Below are 18,257 nucleotides of genomic sequence, written 5' to 3'. Positions count from 1 at the left end.
AACGACGACTTCATAACGAAGCCGTCCGCTGTGGTGGGTCATGAAGGACTCGAACCTTCAACCTGCCGATTAAGAGTCGGATGCTCTACCAATTGAGCTAATGACCCATACTTTGGTGACCCTAAGGGGATTCGAACCCCTATTACCGCCGTGAGAGGGCGGCGTCCTAAACCATTAGACGATAGGGCCGTGGCTGCCGGACTAGGACTCGAACCTAGACTAACTGAGTCAGAGTCAGTCGTGCTACCATTACACCATCCGGCAAGGCCGCGCTGACAATTTACGATTATACAGGCGGCCCACTCCCTTGTCAATCGGTTGAGGATGCGATTTTGTCTTCTGGCCAATGAGCTCCGATATAGTCAGCCGCCAACAAGAGTCTCTCCAAACAATTCCGGCGTCCGAGCAGAGCCATGATGTCGTAGAGCCCCGGCCCCCCCGTCACTCCGGTCAAAGCCAGTCGTGTGGGGTGAATCAAGTCCGCTGTCTTGAGACCGAGATGGGCTGCGTATTGAGCATAGTGCATTTCAACACTCGCCGCATCAAATGGACGAACGAGCGAGAGTTTCTCGGCCAACCAGCGTAAGCGCTGCTCTACCCCCGGTTTCAGAAAGTGCTTGCGCAAACCCTTTTCATCGTAACTCTCGGGCGCGCGGAAATAGAACCGCAAATTCTCCTGCAACTCCGCTTCGTTGCGCGAGCGGTCTTGGGCGAACACGATGGCGGTGCGCAGCCAGGCCAGGTCTTGTGCCGACGGATCGTCCGGGAAATCACCCGTGTCGCGCAGTTTTTCAAGCAATCTATGAACCAATGTGTGAGCTGGAACGGCGCGAAAATAGGTCGCGTTGAGCCATTCCAACTTCTTGACATCGTAGACGGCAGCATGTTTCGCAACACGCTCCAAATGAAACATTTCCACAGCTTCTTTGCGCGACACCAGTTCGCGATTGTCCTCCGGAGAGAAGCCGAGCAACAGCAGATAGTTGACCAGTGCATCGGAGAGAATGCCAGCCTCCCGATACTCTTCGACACTCGTCGCACCGTGACGCTTACTCAGCTTGCTGCGGTCGGGCGCCAGAATCATTGGAACGTGCGCGAAGACTGGAAGCTCGGCGCCAAGTGCCAGAAAGAGATGGATATGGCGCGGCGTGTTAGACAAGTGTTCGTCAGCGCGAATGATGTGAGTCATTTTCATCGCCACATCATCCACGCACGAAGCGAAGTGGTACGTTGGCATGCCGTCCGCTTTCCACACAATGAAATCATCGAGTTCCCCGTTGTCAAAGGTGACCTCGCCACGAATCAAGTCAGACACCACGGTCGATCCGGTCTGCGGAGCGCGTAACCGATAAACTGGCTTATCTCCCGCCTCAATGCGAGCCTTCGCTTCCGCTGGACTGAGATTTCGGCATTTTCCTGAATAGCGCGCTGCCTGACCACGCGATTTCGCCGCTTCACGCTCAGCTGTAAGCTCCTCCGCGCTACAAAAACAAGGATACACTTTTTCTTCTTCAACAAGGCGCGAAAGCTGCTCACGGTAGATATGAAGGCGCTGCGATTGCCGATATGGCCCGTAGTCTCCGCCAACTTCCGGACTCTCGTCAAAGTCCAATCCCAGCCAAGCGAAAGACTGGAGAATCTGTTGATACGATGCTTCAGTCGATCTCGCTTGGTCTGTGTCATCAATCCTCAGAATGATGCTTCCGCCATTTTGACGCGCAAACAACCAATTGAAATAGGCAGTACGCGCTCCACCAATGTGGAGTGTTCCGGTGGGACTGGGTGCGAAACGAACGCGCACCTCGCCTGTTACTTTTTGGTTCCCTTCTGTCTGTGTCATCGGTCTCATCGAGACGAAAAACCTCCTTACGGCCACTACCCCCGACTCACCACACGAGCTACTTGGGAGTCTCTGCGGGCCCAAATTGGCCGAAAACTTGCCAGGATAACCTGCTACAACGCAAGCAAAACTAGGCTCACACCACAAAGCGAGGTGAAGCATGTGAAGTCTAAACGACAGCGTTCCTCGGAAAGCAATCCAGAAGTGCCAGTCACGAGCAACCATTCCGGCTCATACAGTCCGGGCCCGCTCGATGAAACGGATTTGCCTGGCGCGGAACTCAGCATAGTCCAACATCATACGCTGGACTTGGCACTTGAGGAGTTTCCCGAAGGTCCCTACGGAGCCACCACCAACGAGAAAAAATTAGGAAAGGTATCCGAGTGGAAGGAAGGTCAGGCGTTTTCCGGGCGATTTCGGGATTCAAACCCAGTCAGCTCAGACCGCACCGTGGTACTCGATGAACCGAGAACTCCGGAAACGTCAGGAGGAAACAGTGGATAACCGCAGCAGTGCGAGAATGCACTGCTCATTCTCTTCCTCTAGCCCCATCGTGATACGCACATACTCTTCCATCCCTGCAAAACCCTTACGGACCAGAATTCCTTCTTGCAAGAGTTGTTGATACGTACGCTCTCCGTCTCCCGTCCGCACCGAGACAAAGTTTGCCTGCGAAGGAATCACCACGTACCCAACGTCCGCCAACCGACCATACATGTCCATCCCGCGTTCACAGAGTAAGCGCGACAGTGTCCTGTGCTGGTCATCCATCAATGCCGCCGCGGCCGCTCGCTGCGCCAGTCGGTTGACATTGAATGGCTCGCGAATGCGATGCACATAGTCCCAAATAGCTGCACTGGCGACTGCATAGCCCACGCGCAGACCGGCCAGACCATAGAGTTTTGAAAAAGTCTGCAACGCGATGACCCGCCCTCCCTCGACCAACTTTGGAGTTAGAACCGCACGTGTCTCGTCGCGCGCATAATCATTGTAGGCAAAGTCGAGAACCACGAAGACGTGACTAGGCAACTGAGCCAACAATCGACTCAGGGCATGTTGGGACACGACTGTGCCCGTCGGGTTGTTCGGTGAGCAGAGATAAAGAAGCTTCGTGCGATTCGTCACTGCGGAGAGAAATGCGTCCACATCATACTGAAAATCCTGCGACAGCGGAATGCGCCGCACGGTAGCTCCCATCAAGAAAGCCCCTGCTTGGTACTGAGAAAAGGTCGGCGCGGGCACCAAGACCTCGTCCCCTTCAGACAGAAACGTTTCCGATATCAGGCGGATGACCTCGTCAGAGCCATTCCCGACCAACACTTGATCTCGCTGAACGCCATGAAATTCGGCAATCGCTTGCCTCAACAAGTCACTGGACGGATCTGGATAATGATGAATTTGCTCCAATTCGCTAAGAATCGCCTCAATGGCGAGTCGGGATGGACCGACAGCATTCTCGTTGGAATTCAATTTCACCACAGCTTGTCCACCAAACTGTTGCCGAACTGTGTCATCGCTCAACCCTGCAACGTACGGCTGAATCTGCAGGATGGCCGCTCGCACTTGCCGGGCCAAGGTGGTCATAGACGAAGTCCTCCCCTGTACGACGCGACGACGTCTGTTAGAATAAAGGCATTGTAACACAGTCACCATGAGGGAGAGAATCAGCGGATGACCACTTCATCGGAAGCATACTTGCCGAACCTTGTTGATATTCGCCATGCCAAAGAACGCATTCGCGGTGTTGTCCAAAATACACCACTCGATTACAGCGCAACTTTCTCTGCCTTAACACAAAATGATATCTATCTAAAACTCGAGAACCTCCAAAAGACCGGCTCGTTCAAATTGCGCGGAGCCTATAACAAACTATCCAGTCTCGATGAAGCCGAGCGCGCACGCGGAGTCATCGCCGCATCAGCCGGAAACCACGCTCAGGGAGTGGCTTACGCGGCGACTCGCCTCGGCATCGAGTGCACCATTGTGATGCCGGAAAATGCAAGCCTGGCGAAGGTCGCGGCCACGCAGCGCTATGGTGCCACTGTGGTCTTGTTCGGGGAATCGTATGACGATGCATATCAGCATGCCCTTGACCTTCAACAACAGAGTGGACGCACCTACATTCATGCTTTTGACGATCCGTTGATTATCGCCGGACAAGGCACCATTGGCTTAGAAATTTACGAGGCACTGCCCACCGTCAACGCCGTTCTCGTGCCGATGGGTGGCGGTGGATTGGCCACCGGGATCGGCATTGCCCTTAAAGAAATAGCTCCGCATGTTCGGCTGATTGGTATTGAAGCAGCCAATGTGGCATGCTTTCGACACTCGTTAGACATTGGCGAACTGGCGACCGTGCCCGGTCAACCGACGATTGCCGATGGCATTGCTGTGAAGCGACCGGGGCAATTGACCTACGCACTGGCAAAGCGTTACGTCGACGACGTAGTGACGGTTGAAGAAGAGGAAATCTCGAGAACGATGGTCATGCTCATGGAACGGAGCAAACTCGTGACCGAAGGTGCGGCTGCCGCCGCTATGGCAGCGGCAGTCTATCATAAAGTACCGGAGAATCTGGGTAATGTCGTGGTGGTGCTGTCTGGGGGCAACGTGGACGTGACGACGCTTTCAAAAATCATTGAGCATGGGCTGACGGAAGCTGGCCGCTATCTGCGAATTGCTGTCACGATTCCGGACAAACCGGGAGCGCTGCGCGATGTCCTTGATGCGGTCGCCGAGGTCCACGCGAATGTCCTGACGGTAGAACATCATCGCATGGGCGCTCACATTCTCTTTGGCCAGACAAAGATTGAACTCGACCTCGAGACTCGAGACAGGCGGCACATTGAACAGCTGATTCACGTTTTGCAGTCTAAGGGCTATGACCCGAAACTCGTTGACTAGTCCTCTGTAGCAGAAAAAGAGATAGCTTCCACAGATTCTGGACCGACTGAAGTCGACGGCGCATCGGATGCTGCGGCGCTGCCGAGCGACGTGTCACCAGTGCCGCCGGACGGCGTGTTTCTCCGCTTCACGCGCGGAGGTCGCGACTGTTCCGGCGGCTTTTCAGAGCGCCCCAGTCCCCCAGAGACGACAAACTGCAGGGCCTGCTCAACCGACATGTCGCACGGCACAACAAGGTCTCGGTCGACAATCAGTGTTGGTCCCGCGAACTGAAATGCGTTTGGAATATACACCGCTAGGCGCGTCTGGGTTGGGTCCATCGGAATGGGGAGCTGTTCCGACGTCACAAAACCGAGTGCTCGTGTACCCGCACCTGGCGGCCATTCGACTAAGACCACACGGCGAAATCCGCGGCGCTGACCGAGAAGGTTTTCAACAATCTCTTTCGTCATCGAATACACCGATTTGATAAGCGGAATCTTGCCGAACATTTTATCAATAAAAACCAACAATTGACGGGAAATGTAGAGACGAGTCATGGCGCCAATCACGGTGATACCTACGACAACCAGCGCTACACCAATCCCTGGTATATACACGCCGCCGATGACGTTGACCGAATCTCCAAACAAACTGTCGACTTGATTAAAAACAAAAACAACCAGCCAAATGACGAGTGCAAATGGGAGAACCGTCATGAATCCCACGCCGAAATACTGAGCTAATTTTTTAAAAATCATCCTTCACACCTCTCGCTATAACCCATCTTACGCTCTTCCTAAAGTAAAAAAACCCACAGCCATGACAATATAGGCGCCAACCGCCATGGCCCCTTCGAGCCAGTTAGACTCACCGTCCACGACCAAGAGCACCACCAGCAGAATGGCGCCCGTCAAACTTGCCAGTTCTGGCCAGGAAAACAAAAGGTACATCGGATGCCCGAATAACAAAGAAGAGAAAAATAATATGGGGGCAATGAACATCGATACCTGCATGCTGCTACCTACAGCAATTTCTAGGGACAAGTCCATTCGATTCTTCCACGCCATCCACACCGCCGACGCATGTTCTGCTGCATTGCCGATAATCGCTACAACAATGACCCCAACAAACAATTGTGTCCATCCAAGAGAAGCAGCCATCGGCTTGACAGAAGCCACCAACCACTCGCTTTCCAATCCGACCACGACGGTCACCACCACCAGTAGAAGCAACGCTGGTGTAAGCTTCCAGTGATGCTGTGATGAATCAGAAGAGGTCGTTGCGACATCTGCGGACAGGAGCACCTCTCGGTGCGTAAAAAGGGAGAAGAAGAGACCGAGCAGATAGACGCAAAGCGATACGGAGGCTACGGCAGATGACATTCTCATGGCTTCCACAGGGCTATTTTTAGAAAAAATAACTGGAAGGACAAAAGCAATTGGTATTCCCAACATTAACATGGCTGCATTGCTCCGAGCGGTCTTTAAATTGAATCGCTGGACCGGATGGCGCACGCCGCCGACAAAAAAACTGAGTCCAAGGACAAACAGAAGATTCCCTAAAATGGAACCTGTTATGGACGCTTTGACCAACGTTGTCAGGCCATCCATCAGCGCAAACAACCCAATTAACAGCTCTACCGCATTGCCGAATGTCGCCGACAGGAGTCCACCGATGCGAGGACCAACATGATTCGCAACCGCTTCCGTCGCCCGCCCCATCACGGCCGCTAAGGGGACGATGGCTATGCAATCGAAGAGAAATTGTATCGACGCAGAAAAATGAAATATTTTCGCACCCACACTCGGTACAATGCAGAGAATGACAACAAACCCTAAGAGACGTCGCATCCGCGAACTTACCGCCCCTTCCTCTACAATTCCGCTCCCAGACTGCGACCGCACTCTATGGTACAATGGGAGACATAGCCTTGGCTGGAGCGCCACTTCACCATAGCACAGTTGACAAGAACTCGCTTGAGGGAGGTCTCGGCAATTGTACGGATTTACACGCGTCAAAGCATTGCGCGGTGAATTGAAACGCAGTGAGATTCGGGGCACCACGCGGTTCCAATTGACAACAAAAGAGTTTGTGCAACAACGTCACAGTCACACGTACCGTATTGCCCTCGAAAACATTTTAGGAATGACGGAGTGCGACGAGTCTTTTGCAAAACATGCCGATTCGTTGCCAACCGCAGGTCTTTACGGTGGTCTGCCTCCAGGGGCGAAAATTTATAAAATTGTTGCCACCGCAGTGCACCTCGTACTTCCGAGTGGCGTCGTCGAGCAAGAGGCTGTGTGTTTCTATACCCGACTTTCCACGCCGTTTGCAAACCAAATGGAGTCCCTTCTAACGAATTCACTTTAAAAGGAGGGAACGCTGTGTCGTCCTCACTTAGGATTATATCCTTATGCCCAAGCAATACGGAACTCATACATGCTCTAGGCCTCACAGAAAATCTTGTGGCTGTTGACAACTACTCTGATTACCCTGCCCCACTTCTCCAAAACTTACCCAGGTTAGGACCAGACCTGCATATCAACATGGAGCGCGTGCAGGAGTTGAAACCAGATTTGGTACTAGCATCTCTGTCGGTTCCGGGCATGGAACGAGTGGTATCCTCCCTGAAAGCCACTGGCATGAACTATGTGGTGCTCTCACCAAAGTCTCTGGACGACATCTACCGAGACATCATGACTTTGTCCGAGGCCACCAACAGTGAAAGCATTCGTCGCACAGCGGTTGAAGCTGTTCGAAGCTTGAAGACCCGAGTCGAGACGGTTCGACAGTTGTCTGGCAACGCCGTCCAAGAGTCTGACATCCCCCGTATTTATTGGGAATGGTGGCCCAACCCCGTCTTCTCTCCGGCAGCAGACAATTGGCTGACGGAAATCAGCACGATTGCCGGCGGTGTCAACTGCTTCTCCAACCACAGTGGTTCTCAAGTGAAAGATGAGACAGGCGAACTCGTCGGGGGTTCACGCGCGGACTTTTACTTAGCAGTCTGGACTGGCATCCCTCAACACAAAGTACCTGTCAAGAAAATGTTCGCACGACCCTACATCCACCAACTTCCCGCATATCTTCATAATCGGGTCTACATTTTATCCGAAGGACTATACTGCCGTCCATCTCAGCGCCTGATTGATGGACTCGAACAGCTGTTCACTCTGCTACACCCCAACTTGGCAAGGCAACATGGATTCACACTGGAGAATAACGCTCCTATTCGTGGGCCTTATGGAAAAGATATTCTCTCAGAAGATCTCTCGAAAAGTGGCGGAACATAACTCAAGTAAGACAGCGTCAGACGGTACCACTCTTCCCGTTCATTCAATAGGATTTCCAGTCGTCCTCATTCTGCTCTTCCGTCTGTCCACGGCGCCCCAGCCAGCGGACGCCTATACGCACGCCCATGATGAGCAGGCACACAGCGATAATGACGTAAGAAATCATTTGGACATGCGGAACATGCAAAGTGCTCTCTATATACGTCCCTGCCTCGTATGCTGCAATAGCGATGGCTGCAAACATCCAATTCGGAAAGCCGTAATTCATTCGTTCACCTCGACTTTACACAATCGACCAAAGTGTCATGGTAAGACTCGCAGCCCGAATGTCCGGTAGCTTTCAAACGTTCTTCGGTACCACGTCTCGCCTTTAAGTATACACGAGAATGTTGCCTGGGGAAGACACCGTCAACGAATGGCAACAAAAAGGTCCCTGAGACACCCGTCAAGACCGCACGCGGATACGTGTGGCACGTCTACGGAAGAGCCCCTCACTGGGCAGCGTTTGGAGGCACTTCGCAAATTCGGTATACTAGAGCGGCGTGAAGCACTGTAAAAGGAGTGAGTTAACGATGGCCGGACCCGCCCATGCAATCCCTTGCCCGAAATGCAATTCGACCCTCTTTCGCGAAGAGAAAATTGTGGAGTTAGACTCCAGTGTCGTCATCCGCGAAGACCTGCCCGTGCCAGCTCGGACAATTCAAGTACAATATCGGTATATATGTTTGGAGTGCGGCAATCCATTGCACCACGAATGGACTCATGAGAATGCTGCCGGATAACACGTCTCGATAAGCAGTTGAAGTGAGGCGCCGGACCATCCGCTCTTTTCCAGTCTCTTTTCCTGCCCCGAGCGGATGGTCCAAAGAACATGTATATTTGTCTTTTGCAACGGGTACAGTATCCCCAGTGTTCGCCATTGTTCCTAGCAAGGAATCTACGGCGATAAAGGAGGATGGGGATGCGAAAACGCCTGCAACAAAGAAAATCCTCCACAAAGCGCGTTTTACAATGGGTAGTTGGTGCCACGCTCACCGTGGTCGCCACGTCAGCCGGAGCCTATGCTGGACTTCGCTCTTTTCCTATGCACACGGTACATGCGGCGCATGAGACACATGAAACGAGCCAAAGCCCCCTCCAACATCCCACGCGAGACCCCATTCAGTTATTACTCATAGGAACAGACGCCAGACCAAAGGACGACCGCGGAAATACAGACGTACTTATGGTGGCTCGCCTCGACCCCATCCGTCACCGAATTTCGATTCTCTCTATTCCGAGAGACACTCAAGTGGCTTACCCAGATGGAAAGTATCATAAAATCAATCAATCTCTGCAACTAGGAAATCCAGAATTGACCAAACAGATCGTACAGCGGCTATTGGGAATTCCTATCGATGGATATGTGCTTGCTGACTTTCGAGGAATCATTCAAATCGTCAATTTAATCGGCGGACTGTCGATCAACGTTCCGGAAAGAATGCATTACGACACAGGAGACAAGGAGCACCATCGGATTTGGCTCGAGCCCGGATTCCAGACTCTAGACGGGGAACAAGCTCTGGGCTTTGTACGGTTCCGCCACGATGCACTAGGTGATGTTGGAAGAACCGAGCGCCAGCAAGAATTCATGCGCGCATTTTATAACAAATTAATGCAACCGAGCACGTTCACGAAGCTACCGAGCATCCTTCATGCTGCATGGTCCGCGTTAGACACCGACATTCCACTTATGGACATCCTGTCCCTATCTTCCCATGCGGAACAATATCGGTCCTATCGCTTTCTTCATGAGACCCTCCCCGGTTCATTCCACAATCCAGACCCGCGGGACCCTACTGATTTGAGTTACTGGGTGGTCAATCCAGCCGAGGCACAGTTCGTCGCACGGCAATTTTTCCTTGATGGCAAAGAGGTCAGCAATCCTATACAAGACCCTCATCAGACGCAAACATGGCATCTTCCAAATCTGTCCCGATGATGGGCCAGCTAGGAATTTGCTTCCCGGGTCACGCGAATTTTGGACTCTTGAAGCATCCGTCGCTGCATCGGCGACCGCCCCCAGGTCCAGTGTCTGTTTGCCTGGTAGCTCCAAATCGTAGAAAGCACAATACCAACCGTCTGACCTGCAATAATGGGGACATGTAGCAACTCCAAACCGCGCATAACGCCAGTGGTCATGACAATGCTGACGAGTGAGATGAGGACGAACAGCGCCATACGGAGGACCGGATGCTTACCTTGTCCGCGAACATCCTTCCATGTGAATGTGTCGTTCCACAGATAGTTGTTCCCCATAGCGACGACGGACGCCACAATCGACGCCAAAATGTGATTGGATGCCAAGCCATAGACGAGAAAGCTAAGCACAAGCAGATTGACCAGTACGCCACCCAGTCCAATCAGGGCAAACAGAGGAAAGCGCCTGTCTTCCTCACTGGACCACATGAGCCGAAACAAATGGCGAAGATAGTTCCATTGCTCATTCCAACTCATTTTTGACTCGCCAGCGTCTCGTGCTTGAAATTCGTATGGAATTTCATGAACTGTGGTGTAGTGTGCTCTCATTAAAATTTCTATCAATATCTTCCACCCGATGGGTTGCAAGTCCGTCTCCGCCAAGATGGAACGACGCAATCCAAAGTACCCACTCGTACAATCGCTGATGGGACGTAACCGCTTCAAGGCGATGCGCCCCAACTGACGAGCCACGAACGACACAGCCTTGCGGATTCCCACTAGGCCTCCGTCCGATCCGCCACTGACGAACCGACTCGGTATGACAATGTCAATGCCGCGCTGAAGGCGCTCCACAATGCTCGGCAACAGAGCGGGTGGATGTTGCAAATCCGCGTCCATCACAATCACGTACTTCGATTCAGTCTGTCGAAACCCTTCCACCACCGCACTGGCGAGACCCTTGCCTCCCTCGCGATGGAAAAAACGGACTCGCTCGTCTTCACGACTGACTTGTGCAAGCACGTCCGGTGTATTGTCCACCGAGTCATCCACGAAAAAAATCTCGTAGTCTAAAGCCGGGGACGCCATCGACATGGCCCGATGTATGTCATCGACCAATGGCCGAATGTTTTCCCTCTCGTTAAACGATGGGATGATGAAGCTGACGTCCACCGTCTCACTCTCCCCGTATGTGCATCGCCGTACTATATCACGATGTACTTCAGAAAACTACCCTTCAGAGAGACCAATACCCGCCTACGCTCGGCCCAAAGGATGGAAAGTCTCCGCCCGATGAATGACCATCGGAGTCCATGACAACATTGATGGTCTCCGGCCACGGATAAAACGGATGGAGACAAGGATAAGTGACTGCCATCCAATATAGAAAGGAACTGTCCGCTCGCACTCCTGGACGCATCGACCACGGCAACAAATAAGAAGCGGCATCGACAAAATAAGGAATAGACGCTGCTGCATGCACGTGCACTTCATTACAAAAAGAGCCTTCGCTCTTTGAATCGTTATCGCCATTCGCCCACATGACCATCGCCCCCAAATGACTGCACACCGCACCATGCGAAGATTTTCGGCGGCCTGTAGTCACAGTCTATGTGGCAATAGCCCGGAACGAGAAAACATCATACTCGCGGTGGATGGTCGGAACCCACCACATGTTCCCGCAACGGGAGTGGCATGCTCTCGATATACTGGACAACACGGTCTAGAATGCGGATAAAGTCTTTGGCATCGTCTGGGCCGAGTTCCGACAAGAGCTCGGCCATAAATGCACATCGCTCCGTCTGTAAACTTTCGAGAATACGAAGACCTTGTTCTGTGATTTCATGGTAGACAACTCTTCGGTCTTCTTGAGAACGAACGCGTTCCACATATTTCATGCGCACCAATTCGTCGCACACCTGCGTTACGGCACCAGGGCTCAATCCCACCACGCGCGCCAATTGGGATGCTTTCGTTCGACCATCCGCATGCAGATGCCGCAACAAATATGCTTGAGTCGGTGTGATATTAAATTTCTTGATGGGCGAATGAGTCTGAGACACTCGGATCATCCGCGTCATCAAGTCTTCCAAGGTGCGTGTCATTGAACTGGAAATTTTCGTTCCGATGATGACCACCTCGTCCGAATCATTTCATTCATTTTAGCTCCTGAATCATTTGTAGTGCAAGCGAACCACTCGATGGCTCTTCTTCCTAAAGTAATCAATGACGTTTCGTAGAGATTCGATGCAGCCAATAACCAGCCAAACCAACCAAGGCAATGGGCAACAATCCGACAAATATCAGGCTCGTGTTTTTCATGATTCCTTCAAAAACCAACGACGCGCCAACATAATAAGGGAGAATTGACAACGCAGCCGTCCACGTGTAACCCCAAAGCCCAACGGCTGGCATCACCCCCGCAGCATAGTTGACGACAAATGCAGGAATTGGTAAAAGTCGCGCCATCAATAAACCAAAACTTCCCCTTCGCTCAACCCAGTCACTTATCTGCTCCCATTTTTCCGCAGACACTGACCGGCGTAGAAACGGAGTCCCAACCGTACGTACGACGAAAAAGATAATGACAGCGCTCAAGGTCGAACCGAGCCAAGCGTAGAGAATTCCTGGCGCAATCCCATAGACCTTCAAATACATGATAAGCAGACCCTCGGACGGAATAGGCGTGACGCAGAACAACATCATCACGACGATAGCCATCACAATTCCAAGCCAACCCCACGAACGAAGCGTGTGGGACAATTGATGGTTTCGATCACTGTAAAGTAGGCCGACCAAGATGCCAATCCCGATAAGAAACACAATGATTCCTCGCCAAGTAATTCGTTTACCCGAACCGGTCACCAAACTCTCTTCCATTTCTCTACTTTATTTTACCTCTCTTCACACTAACAAAGTCCGAGGGAACAGGCAATGTTGTCCTGTTCCAGCCCGGCAGTCTAAACTGTCTCTGCAGCCCGTGATTACTCTTGCCGTGAGAATGAAGATGAGTCTCCATTCGGCTGTTTTTTCCCATTTGCGCCCTGCTTGTTCGTAACTTCTGTGCCGCTTACGTCAAAGAAATGAGCTTTCGCATGGTCTTGTCTTTCAATCGCTGCTAAATCAATACGGCGTAACGGCTCCCCCGGAACACGGTGTGAATCTTTCATGGCCATCCCTCCTCGTTTCTTCAGTCTGTCCAAAAGACGGCCAGTCTGAACGCAGAGCGCTCACTGAATCAACGAGCAATGTTTGTCACACATATTTTCCGGAGTTTGTGGAAAACCAAATGTGAGAACGCTGGAGAACGGAGGTTAGGTCTATGTCCATGACAGAGAACCCCAGAAACTCGGTGCCCTTTCCTCTCTTGTCGAGGGAAGGTTTAGAGAAACTCTGTAGAGAACAGCAGTTGACAGATGCTAAAATTGCAGAGCTCTTCGGGGTCACGGCGAACGAAGTATACGCGCGGCGCAAACAGATGAACCTGCTCGACGGGCAAATGTCCTCAGAAGAATACGCACAAGCGGTGCGGATTGGCGAACAGGTGAAGCATTTGCCGTTTGAAGCTGTGCAAAAAGTACAAGAAATTGTCGAACAACACCTTACTCCTCGAATGTAATGGGGATGTAGTTGTCATCGGGATCGGACGAACTCAAATATTTTTGTAAACGTACAATCAAAATACCTTGACGATATGTAGCCTTGACTTTGTCGACCACGACGCGCACAGGCAGTTCAATGTCCCGTTCATACGTGCCGTGATGTCGCTCTGCAAAAATAAGTCGGTCATCGCGGCCGCCGAAATCGGCCGCCCTCCCCCGAATATTCAGGTGCTGACTGCCAACTCGGATACTGATGTCGGACGCCCCTGCGGCACCGGGGACCTCGACCACCGCGACTAACTCGTGTCCTCGGTCGTAGAGATCCACCAAGGGGTACGCTTGGTCGCCGTCTTGGTTCTGTTCACCCGGATTTGACTGCATTTGGGGAAAAGGTATATTTTTGAAGAAATCGTCTCCAAGTATGCCTCGCAAATTTTGCATGTCTCCCATGTTGCGAAGCATATCAAAGGGATTGTAAGAATTGTTCGGTCCGGTCGACGAACCATCTTTCTTTGACGCCACTCTGGACACCCCGCTTCTCGTCACCCATCCTGCTATTTACCTAAAAAGTTCACGAAAAAGCATCCGACAGGTCTACGTCTATCAGCACTCCGACGTTGCCTTGAACGGTCCCATCGCTCCCCGATACGTCTCCGATGGCTTCGTTTTTTTTTTGAACGTCCGTCACATTCGCTTGGTGATTCTCCCCATAGAATACGGCCGAACTACGTGAAACAGTTCCAACTTCGAATTGTCCAAACAAAAAATTCGTCATGCTGAGTCTCTCCTTTCGTTTTTTATGTGTCTTCGGCACCGTTTTCTGAGCTGGAATGACGCAACTCTTCATCCCCTCGATTGAGGAGGGATAAGAGCCATTCGGGCGGAGTATCGCCAACAAGACTAAAGGTATCCACGTTGTCCGGGTCATGAAGAAGACTTCTGAGGTCACGAACTACAGAATGATCGCCGCTTACCGAGCCAAATCCCTGATTGTGCTTTTTATAGCTACGAAAATTTGTCGGCCAATTATTCCCTAAGTTCATGCAGGAAGCACCTTCAATTTGCCCAATTCGAATCGTACCAATGGCGAATGACGGGGACAGAAACTGCTCCATAGTCTTATGTCTCCTCCTTGCGACTCTGTTCACCGCTCGCTGCGGTTCGTCTCAGACCTGTCCGATTGGGCTGACCATCCATCGGGTTGACGCCCGTTCACCGGGACACTTTTGGCCGTAGGAGCACAGTCGCTACCTCGCTTTGGAAGCGAAAATGTATAACCAGTCTGCGTCGACCGAATCTCTCCCGGGCGAGCTTTCTCCCTCGACCCCCTCTCTTGGTGGACAGCCGGATGAGGCTGTCCACCACCTTGACGGGGTTGACTAGGTTGCGGGCTCTTTTCGGCCCTCCCACCCTGTTCATCAGTAGACGCCGCTTCACTCTGCACGACTCGACTGCCGAAATTATTACCTAAATTGAGCGACCCGCTCAGTTCCTCAATGTCCAGATGTCCAAGGCGAAACATCAATCGCTCGAGGCTCGCACTATCCACGTGAATCGTGTCCACGTGAATGTCGACATGCGCCGCGTGTCTCTGTTCCAATAATCGTTCCATATGCAACATGCGCTGTTCTAAAGCAGCCACTCGCCGTTGCTTAGAAGAAAGTCGCCATTTGTCCCACCAACGCACGTGCATCCCAGCTTTACTATGACATGCTGACCGAGACATCTCGTTCCTTAAAGTCTATGCGACGCTTTGCGCCGATAAGACAAGGGTAGCCTCGGAGCATCTGCGCTTAGAGTCGCACGCGCCGAAGCAACAGACTGTTCGTCACCACGCTGACCGAACTCAGTGCCATCGCAGCGCCGGCGAAGACAGGGTGGAGTAAACCGAACGCAGCGAGCGGAATTCCGACCGCATTGTAAAAGAATGCCCAAAACAAATTCTGACGAATTTTGCGCATGGTCTTTTTCGACAAGCGTAGCGCTTTGGCCACGCTGCTCACACTTTGATTGGTGAGAACGACAGCCGCCGATTCCAGTGCGATGTCTGTACCACTCCCCATCGCAATGCCCACATCAGCACCCGCCAGCGCTGGCGCGTCGTTTATTCCATCCCCAACCATAGCGACCACGAGCCCACGTGCCTGGAGCTCTTTAATTTTTTGAATCTTATCCTCAGGGCGCACACCTGCGTGCCACTGTTTCAGTCCTACAGCAGCAGCCACGGCTGATGCGACGCGCTCGTTGTCCCCAGTCAACATCCAAACTTCGAGGCCCATGTCCCGCAACTGTTGAACCGCTTCAAACGCATCGCTGCGAATCGTGTCAGACAGTGCAATCAGCCCACAGAGTGTGTCGTCCACAACCACTCCAACCGTCGTTTTACCTTCGTCCTCAAATCGAGAGAGTTGCGTGGCCCCCTCGTCCGTTCGCGCAAACGCGGAAAGCCAGCGAAATTGGCCAACTCGCACTGTTCGTCCATTGACCGTGCCAGATAAACCAGACCCCGCCGTCTCCTCGACATCTCGCGCAGCGACGACATCCGCATTCGACATGCGAGTTGCCTTTACGATAGCGGAGGCAATTGGGTGTTGGCTGTGCGCTTCAATCGCGGCTGCGAATTCCAACAGTTCATGCAGGGACAGAGCAACGCCCGGTAGTACGACTGTGTCTGTGACGGTCAGAGCTCCAGAGGTGAGCGTGCCAGTCTTGTCAAAGACAACTGCCTGAACTCGCTCAGCCCGCTCAAGATGCTCACCACCTTTGATGAGAATCCCAGCATCGGCGCCAACTCCCGTGCCGACCATGATGGCGGTCGGAGTGGCAAGGCCCAGCGAACAAGGGCAGGCTATGACGAGTACTGCGACAGCACTCAGAATCGCCGGTGTCCATCCTACCAACAACGCCCAACCTACAAACGTCAATAGAGACAGCCCCAACACGACAGGGACAAAAATTCCAGAAATTTTGTCTGCCAAACGCTGTACAGGCGCTTTCGTTCCTTGGGCTTCATCGACCAAACGGATAATACGCGCAAGTTCTGTGTCTCGTCCCGCTGCCGTCACGCGAAAGACAAACGACGACTGATGATTCATACTGGCACCTGTGACTGTCTCACCCGAGACATGGAGAACGGGTACTGATTCACCCGTCAAAAAGGACTCGTCAACGAGCGCCTGTCCCTCCACCACCACTCCATCCGCAGGCACTCTTTCACCCGGCCGCACACGAACCAAGCAACCACTCGTTAGCTCGTCGGCCGGAACATCCTCTTCGCCGCCGTCGTCGGTCAGTCGATGGGCCACACCTGTTTGCAGGTCGGCCAGTTTAGCCACCGCCTCGCTCGATCTCGCCTTTGCCCGCGATTCCAGCACTTTTCCAAGATAGATGAGTGTGACAATGGTCGCACTCGTATCAAAGTACAAGTCTGGTGACGACAGCAACAGGTTCACCACGCTCGTCACATAAGCCACGGAAGTGCCTAACGCGACGAGCACATCCATGTTCGCTGCACCACCCCGCAGCGCGTGATACGCCCCGCGATAGAATCGCCATCCAACGTAAAATTGAACGGGCGTAGCCAACAGGAATTCGGCAATAGGCGATAAGAATCCGGGACCTTTTGAAAGTGTCATCCACAACATCTGAGCCACTAAGGGAGCAGTCAAAATAACGCCGAGCCAAAAAATGCGCGTTTCCACCTGCTGCAGCTTTTTTCGGCGCGCTTTCTCTGCTGACTCTTCTACGTCTTTCAATAATCGAGCAGTATACCCCGCCTTCGCCACAGCAGACAGCACGTCTTGTTCGGTCGCGGTGTCTGTCCGATAGACAACTCGCCCTTTCTCAGATGCCAAGTTCACTTGCACCAATTCTACGCCCGGAACTCGCTGAACGACTTTCTCAATCCGCGCTGCACAGGCAGCGCAGGTCATGCCCTCAATAGACAACATGCTTTCTTTGTTCGCTTGTGCAGCCGACATGAACTCGACCTCTCCTCTTTGCCTGCGTTCACGTTTTCGTGAATTTACGCAGGACATCCATTAATTCTTCAATTTTCACATCTCCATCGGTGCCGCGTTCGAGCGCTGAGCGGACGCAATGCTGCGTATGAGACTCTAGTAAACTGAGGGCCACTTGGTGTGTGGCGCTCTTGACCGCCGCTAGCTGCACCAGAATGTCCACACAGTAACGGTCGTCCTCGAGCATTTTCTGAATGCCTCGGACCTGCCCTTCGATCCGCTTCAAACGCGCCAGCAGCGCGTCTCGCGACGAACTGTAGCTGTGTTCCGGTGTTTCTCCAACATCCACCATCACCGTACCTCCCAATTCTCCCGGAGAATCACATACAGGCGAGACCGCCAGAGCAGCCTCGCCTGTATGTGCAAGCTTCCTCGTCATTGCCACAGGACGACCAGTGCCCCGTTTGCAGAGCGCGCATTAGCCAATATCGTAGCCAGCATCTTCAATCGCAGACTTCAGCACACTCTCAGACGTCCGTGCGCTGTCATACTCGACCGTAGCCAAGTGACGGTCCAGGCTAACCTCCACCTTGGACACTCCGGGAACACTACCAATCGCCTTCGAAACCGACTGTACACACCCATCACAAGTCATCCCAACGACAGAAATTGTCGCAATCGCCATTCCTCATCCTCCTCCACACGTGACACCAGTACC

24 protein-coding genes and 3 tRNA genes are annotated in these 18,257 nt (G+C 52.6%); 7 read left to right on the top strand and 20 right to left on the bottom strand.

All coding sequences use genetic code 11. The annotated features are described in order from the left end of the window. Positions 1-31: 31 nt before the first annotated feature. From M4I36_RS05620 to gltX, 4 genes are all read right to left on the bottom strand, one after another. Positions 32-107 (bottom strand) — tRNA-Lys (locus tag M4I36_RS05620). 6 nt (positions 108-113) lie between these two features. After that, positions 114-189: transfer RNA gene (locus M4I36_RS05615), tRNA-Glu, on the bottom strand. Between the two features lies 1 nt (position 190). Further along, a tRNA-Gln gene (locus M4I36_RS05610) sits at positions 191-264 on the bottom strand. A gap of 46 nt (positions 265-310) precedes the next feature. Then, positions 311-1,849 (bottom strand): glutamate--tRNA ligase, encoded by a 1,539-nt coding sequence (gene gltX, locus M4I36_RS05605; RefSeq protein WP_258110738.1) that lies wholly within the window; start codon positions 1,847-1,849, stop codon positions 311-313. Positions 1,850-2,002: 153 nt separating this feature from the next. Here gltX and M4I36_RS05600 point away from each other — a divergent pair, with 153 nt between their 5' ends. Next, positions 2,003-2,344, top strand: coding sequence for a hypothetical protein (locus M4I36_RS05600; RefSeq protein ID WP_258110737.1), 342 nt, complete (start codon positions 2,003-2,005; stop codon positions 2,342-2,344). On the opposite strand, the gene hisC is transcribed toward M4I36_RS05600, so the two are convergent. Beyond that, the gene (hisC, locus tag M4I36_RS05595) at positions 2,324-3,424 is read right to left on the bottom strand and encodes a histidinol-phosphate transaminase (RefSeq protein WP_258110735.1); all 1,101 of its coding nucleotides are present in this window, start codon (positions 3,422-3,424) and stop codon (positions 2,324-2,326) included. The two genes, M4I36_RS05600 and hisC, sit on opposite strands and share 21 nt — an antisense overlap. 87 nt (positions 3,425-3,511) lie before the next feature. On the opposite strand from hisC, the gene ilvA reads away from it, so the two are divergent. Further along, the gene (gene ilvA / locus M4I36_RS05590; protein ID WP_258110734.1) at positions 3,512-4,744 is read left to right on the top strand and encodes a threonine ammonia-lyase; all 1,233 of its coding nucleotides are present in this window, start codon (positions 3,512-3,514) and stop codon (positions 4,742-4,744) included. On the opposite strand, the gene M4I36_RS05585 is transcribed toward ilvA, so the two are convergent. Next, a complete protein-coding gene (locus tag M4I36_RS05585) occupies positions 4,741-5,484 on the bottom strand; it encodes a DUF502 domain-containing protein (RefSeq protein WP_258110733.1) in 744 nt (247 codons plus the stop codon). The two genes, ilvA and M4I36_RS05585, sit on opposite strands and share 4 nt — an antisense overlap. A 27-nt stretch (positions 5,485-5,511) precedes the next feature. After that, the gene (cax, locus tag M4I36_RS05580; RefSeq protein ID WP_258110732.1) at positions 5,512-6,576 is read right to left on the bottom strand and encodes a calcium/proton exchanger; all 1,065 of its coding nucleotides are present in this window, start codon (positions 6,574-6,576) and stop codon (positions 5,512-5,514) included. 145 nt (positions 6,577-6,721) lie between these two features. Between cax and M4I36_RS05575 the strand changes: the two genes are divergently transcribed. Together M4I36_RS05575 and M4I36_RS05570 are read left to right on the top strand one after the other, a co-directional pair. After that, positions 6,722-7,096: a hypothetical protein gene (locus M4I36_RS05575; protein ID WP_258110731.1), complete on the top strand. Its 375-nt coding sequence runs from the start codon at positions 6,722-6,724 to the stop codon at positions 7,094-7,096. A 14-nt stretch (positions 7,097-7,110) separates the two neighbouring features. After that, the gene (locus tag M4I36_RS05570; RefSeq protein WP_258110730.1) at positions 7,111-8,019 is read left to right on the top strand and encodes an ABC transporter substrate-binding protein; all 909 of its coding nucleotides are present in this window, start codon (positions 7,111-7,113) and stop codon (positions 8,017-8,019) included. A gap of 43 nt (positions 8,020-8,062) precedes the next feature. Here M4I36_RS05570 and M4I36_RS05565 read toward each other — a convergent pair whose 3' ends face one another. Beyond that, positions 8,063-8,287 carry a hypothetical protein gene (locus tag M4I36_RS05565; protein WP_258110729.1) on the bottom strand — a complete coding sequence of 75 codons (225 nt, stop codon included), beginning with the start codon at positions 8,285-8,287 and terminating at the stop codon, positions 8,063-8,065. Between the two features lie 304 nt (positions 8,288-8,591). Here M4I36_RS05565 and M4I36_RS05560 point away from each other — a divergent pair, with 304 nt between their 5' ends. Both M4I36_RS05560 and M4I36_RS05555 read left to right on the top strand, forming a co-directional pair. Beyond that, the gene (locus M4I36_RS05560) at positions 8,592-8,801 is read left to right on the top strand and encodes a hypothetical protein (RefSeq protein ID WP_258110728.1); all 210 of its coding nucleotides are present in this window, start codon (positions 8,592-8,594) and stop codon (positions 8,799-8,801) included. Between the two features lie 179 nt (positions 8,802-8,980). Continuing rightward, entirely contained in the window at positions 8,981-10,000 is a 1,020-nt protein-coding gene (locus M4I36_RS05555) for an LCP family protein (protein ID WP_258110727.1), read from the top strand. 8 nt (positions 10,001-10,008) lie between these two features. On the opposite strand, the gene M4I36_RS05550 is transcribed toward M4I36_RS05555, so the two are convergent. The 5 genes from M4I36_RS05550 to M4I36_RS05530 all read right to left on the bottom strand — a co-directional run bounded on the left by M4I36_RS05550 (position 10,009) and on the right by M4I36_RS05530 (position 13,148). Then, entirely contained in the window at positions 10,009-11,151 is a 1,143-nt protein-coding gene (locus M4I36_RS05550; RefSeq protein ID WP_258110725.1) for a glycosyltransferase, read from the bottom strand. A 64-nt stretch (positions 11,152-11,215) separates the two neighbouring features. Further along, positions 11,216-11,521, bottom strand: coding sequence for a hypothetical protein (locus M4I36_RS05545; protein ID WP_258110724.1), 306 nt, complete (start codon positions 11,519-11,521; stop codon positions 11,216-11,218). Positions 11,522-11,618: 97 nt separating this feature from the next. After that, entirely contained in the window at positions 11,619-12,116 is a 498-nt protein-coding gene (locus M4I36_RS05540) for a MarR family winged helix-turn-helix transcriptional regulator (RefSeq protein WP_258110723.1), read from the bottom strand. Positions 12,117-12,201: 85 nt separating this feature from the next. Further along, positions 12,202-12,801 carry a TVP38/TMEM64 family protein gene (locus tag M4I36_RS05535; protein WP_258110721.1) on the bottom strand — a complete coding sequence of 200 codons (600 nt, stop codon included), beginning with the start codon at positions 12,799-12,801 and terminating at the stop codon, positions 12,202-12,204. Between the two features lie 161 nt (positions 12,802-12,962). Further along, positions 12,963-13,148 (bottom strand): hypothetical protein, encoded by a 186-nt coding sequence (locus tag M4I36_RS05530; RefSeq protein WP_258110720.1) that lies wholly within the window; start codon positions 13,146-13,148, stop codon positions 12,963-12,965. A gap of 152 nt (positions 13,149-13,300) precedes the next feature. Here M4I36_RS05530 and M4I36_RS05525 point away from each other — a divergent pair, with 152 nt between their 5' ends. Next, positions 13,301-13,597 carry a hypothetical protein gene (locus M4I36_RS05525; protein ID WP_258110719.1) on the top strand — a complete coding sequence of 99 codons (297 nt, stop codon included), beginning with the start codon at positions 13,301-13,303 and terminating at the stop codon, positions 13,595-13,597. Here the strand turns inward: M4I36_RS05525 and M4I36_RS05520 are convergent. From M4I36_RS05520 to M4I36_RS05490, 7 genes are all read right to left on the bottom strand, one after another. Next, positions 13,581-14,102 (bottom strand): Hsp20/alpha crystallin family protein, encoded by a 522-nt coding sequence (locus tag M4I36_RS05520; protein WP_258110718.1) that lies wholly within the window; start codon positions 14,100-14,102, stop codon positions 13,581-13,583. The two genes, M4I36_RS05525 and M4I36_RS05520, sit on opposite strands and share 17 nt — an antisense overlap. Before the next feature lie 49 nt (positions 14,103-14,151). Then, positions 14,152-14,355, bottom strand: a complete 204-nt coding sequence (locus tag M4I36_RS05515) for a hypothetical protein (protein WP_258110717.1) — start codon at positions 14,353-14,355, stop codon at positions 14,152-14,154. A 22-nt stretch (positions 14,356-14,377) separates the two neighbouring features. Further along, positions 14,378-14,695, bottom strand: a complete 318-nt coding sequence (locus M4I36_RS05510; RefSeq protein ID WP_258110716.1) for a hypothetical protein — start codon at positions 14,693-14,695, stop codon at positions 14,378-14,380. Between the two features lie 29 nt (positions 14,696-14,724). Beyond that, positions 14,725-15,267, bottom strand: coding sequence for a hypothetical protein (locus M4I36_RS05505; RefSeq protein WP_258110715.1), 543 nt, complete (start codon positions 15,265-15,267; stop codon positions 14,725-14,727). A gap of 106 nt (positions 15,268-15,373) precedes the next feature. Next, entirely contained in the window at positions 15,374-17,560 is a 2,187-nt protein-coding gene (locus tag M4I36_RS05500) for a heavy metal translocating P-type ATPase (protein ID WP_258110714.1), read from the bottom strand. A 28-nt stretch (positions 17,561-17,588) separates the two neighbouring features. Continuing rightward, positions 17,589-17,891, bottom strand: coding sequence for a metal-sensitive transcriptional regulator (locus M4I36_RS05495; protein ID WP_258110712.1), 303 nt, complete (start codon positions 17,889-17,891; stop codon positions 17,589-17,591). Between the two features lie 126 nt (positions 17,892-18,017). Further along, positions 18,018-18,224: a heavy-metal-associated domain-containing protein gene (locus tag M4I36_RS05490; RefSeq protein WP_258110711.1), complete on the bottom strand. Its 207-nt coding sequence runs from the start codon at positions 18,222-18,224 to the stop codon at positions 18,018-18,020. Between the last annotated feature and the right edge of the window lie 33 nt (positions 18,225-18,257).

Source organism: Alicyclobacillus sp. SP_1 (assembly GCF_024706985.1).
GTDB lineage: Bacteria > Bacillota > Bacilli > Alicyclobacillales > Alicyclobacillaceae > Alicyclobacillus_I.
This window is presented reverse-complemented; position numbering and strand designations above follow the sequence as displayed.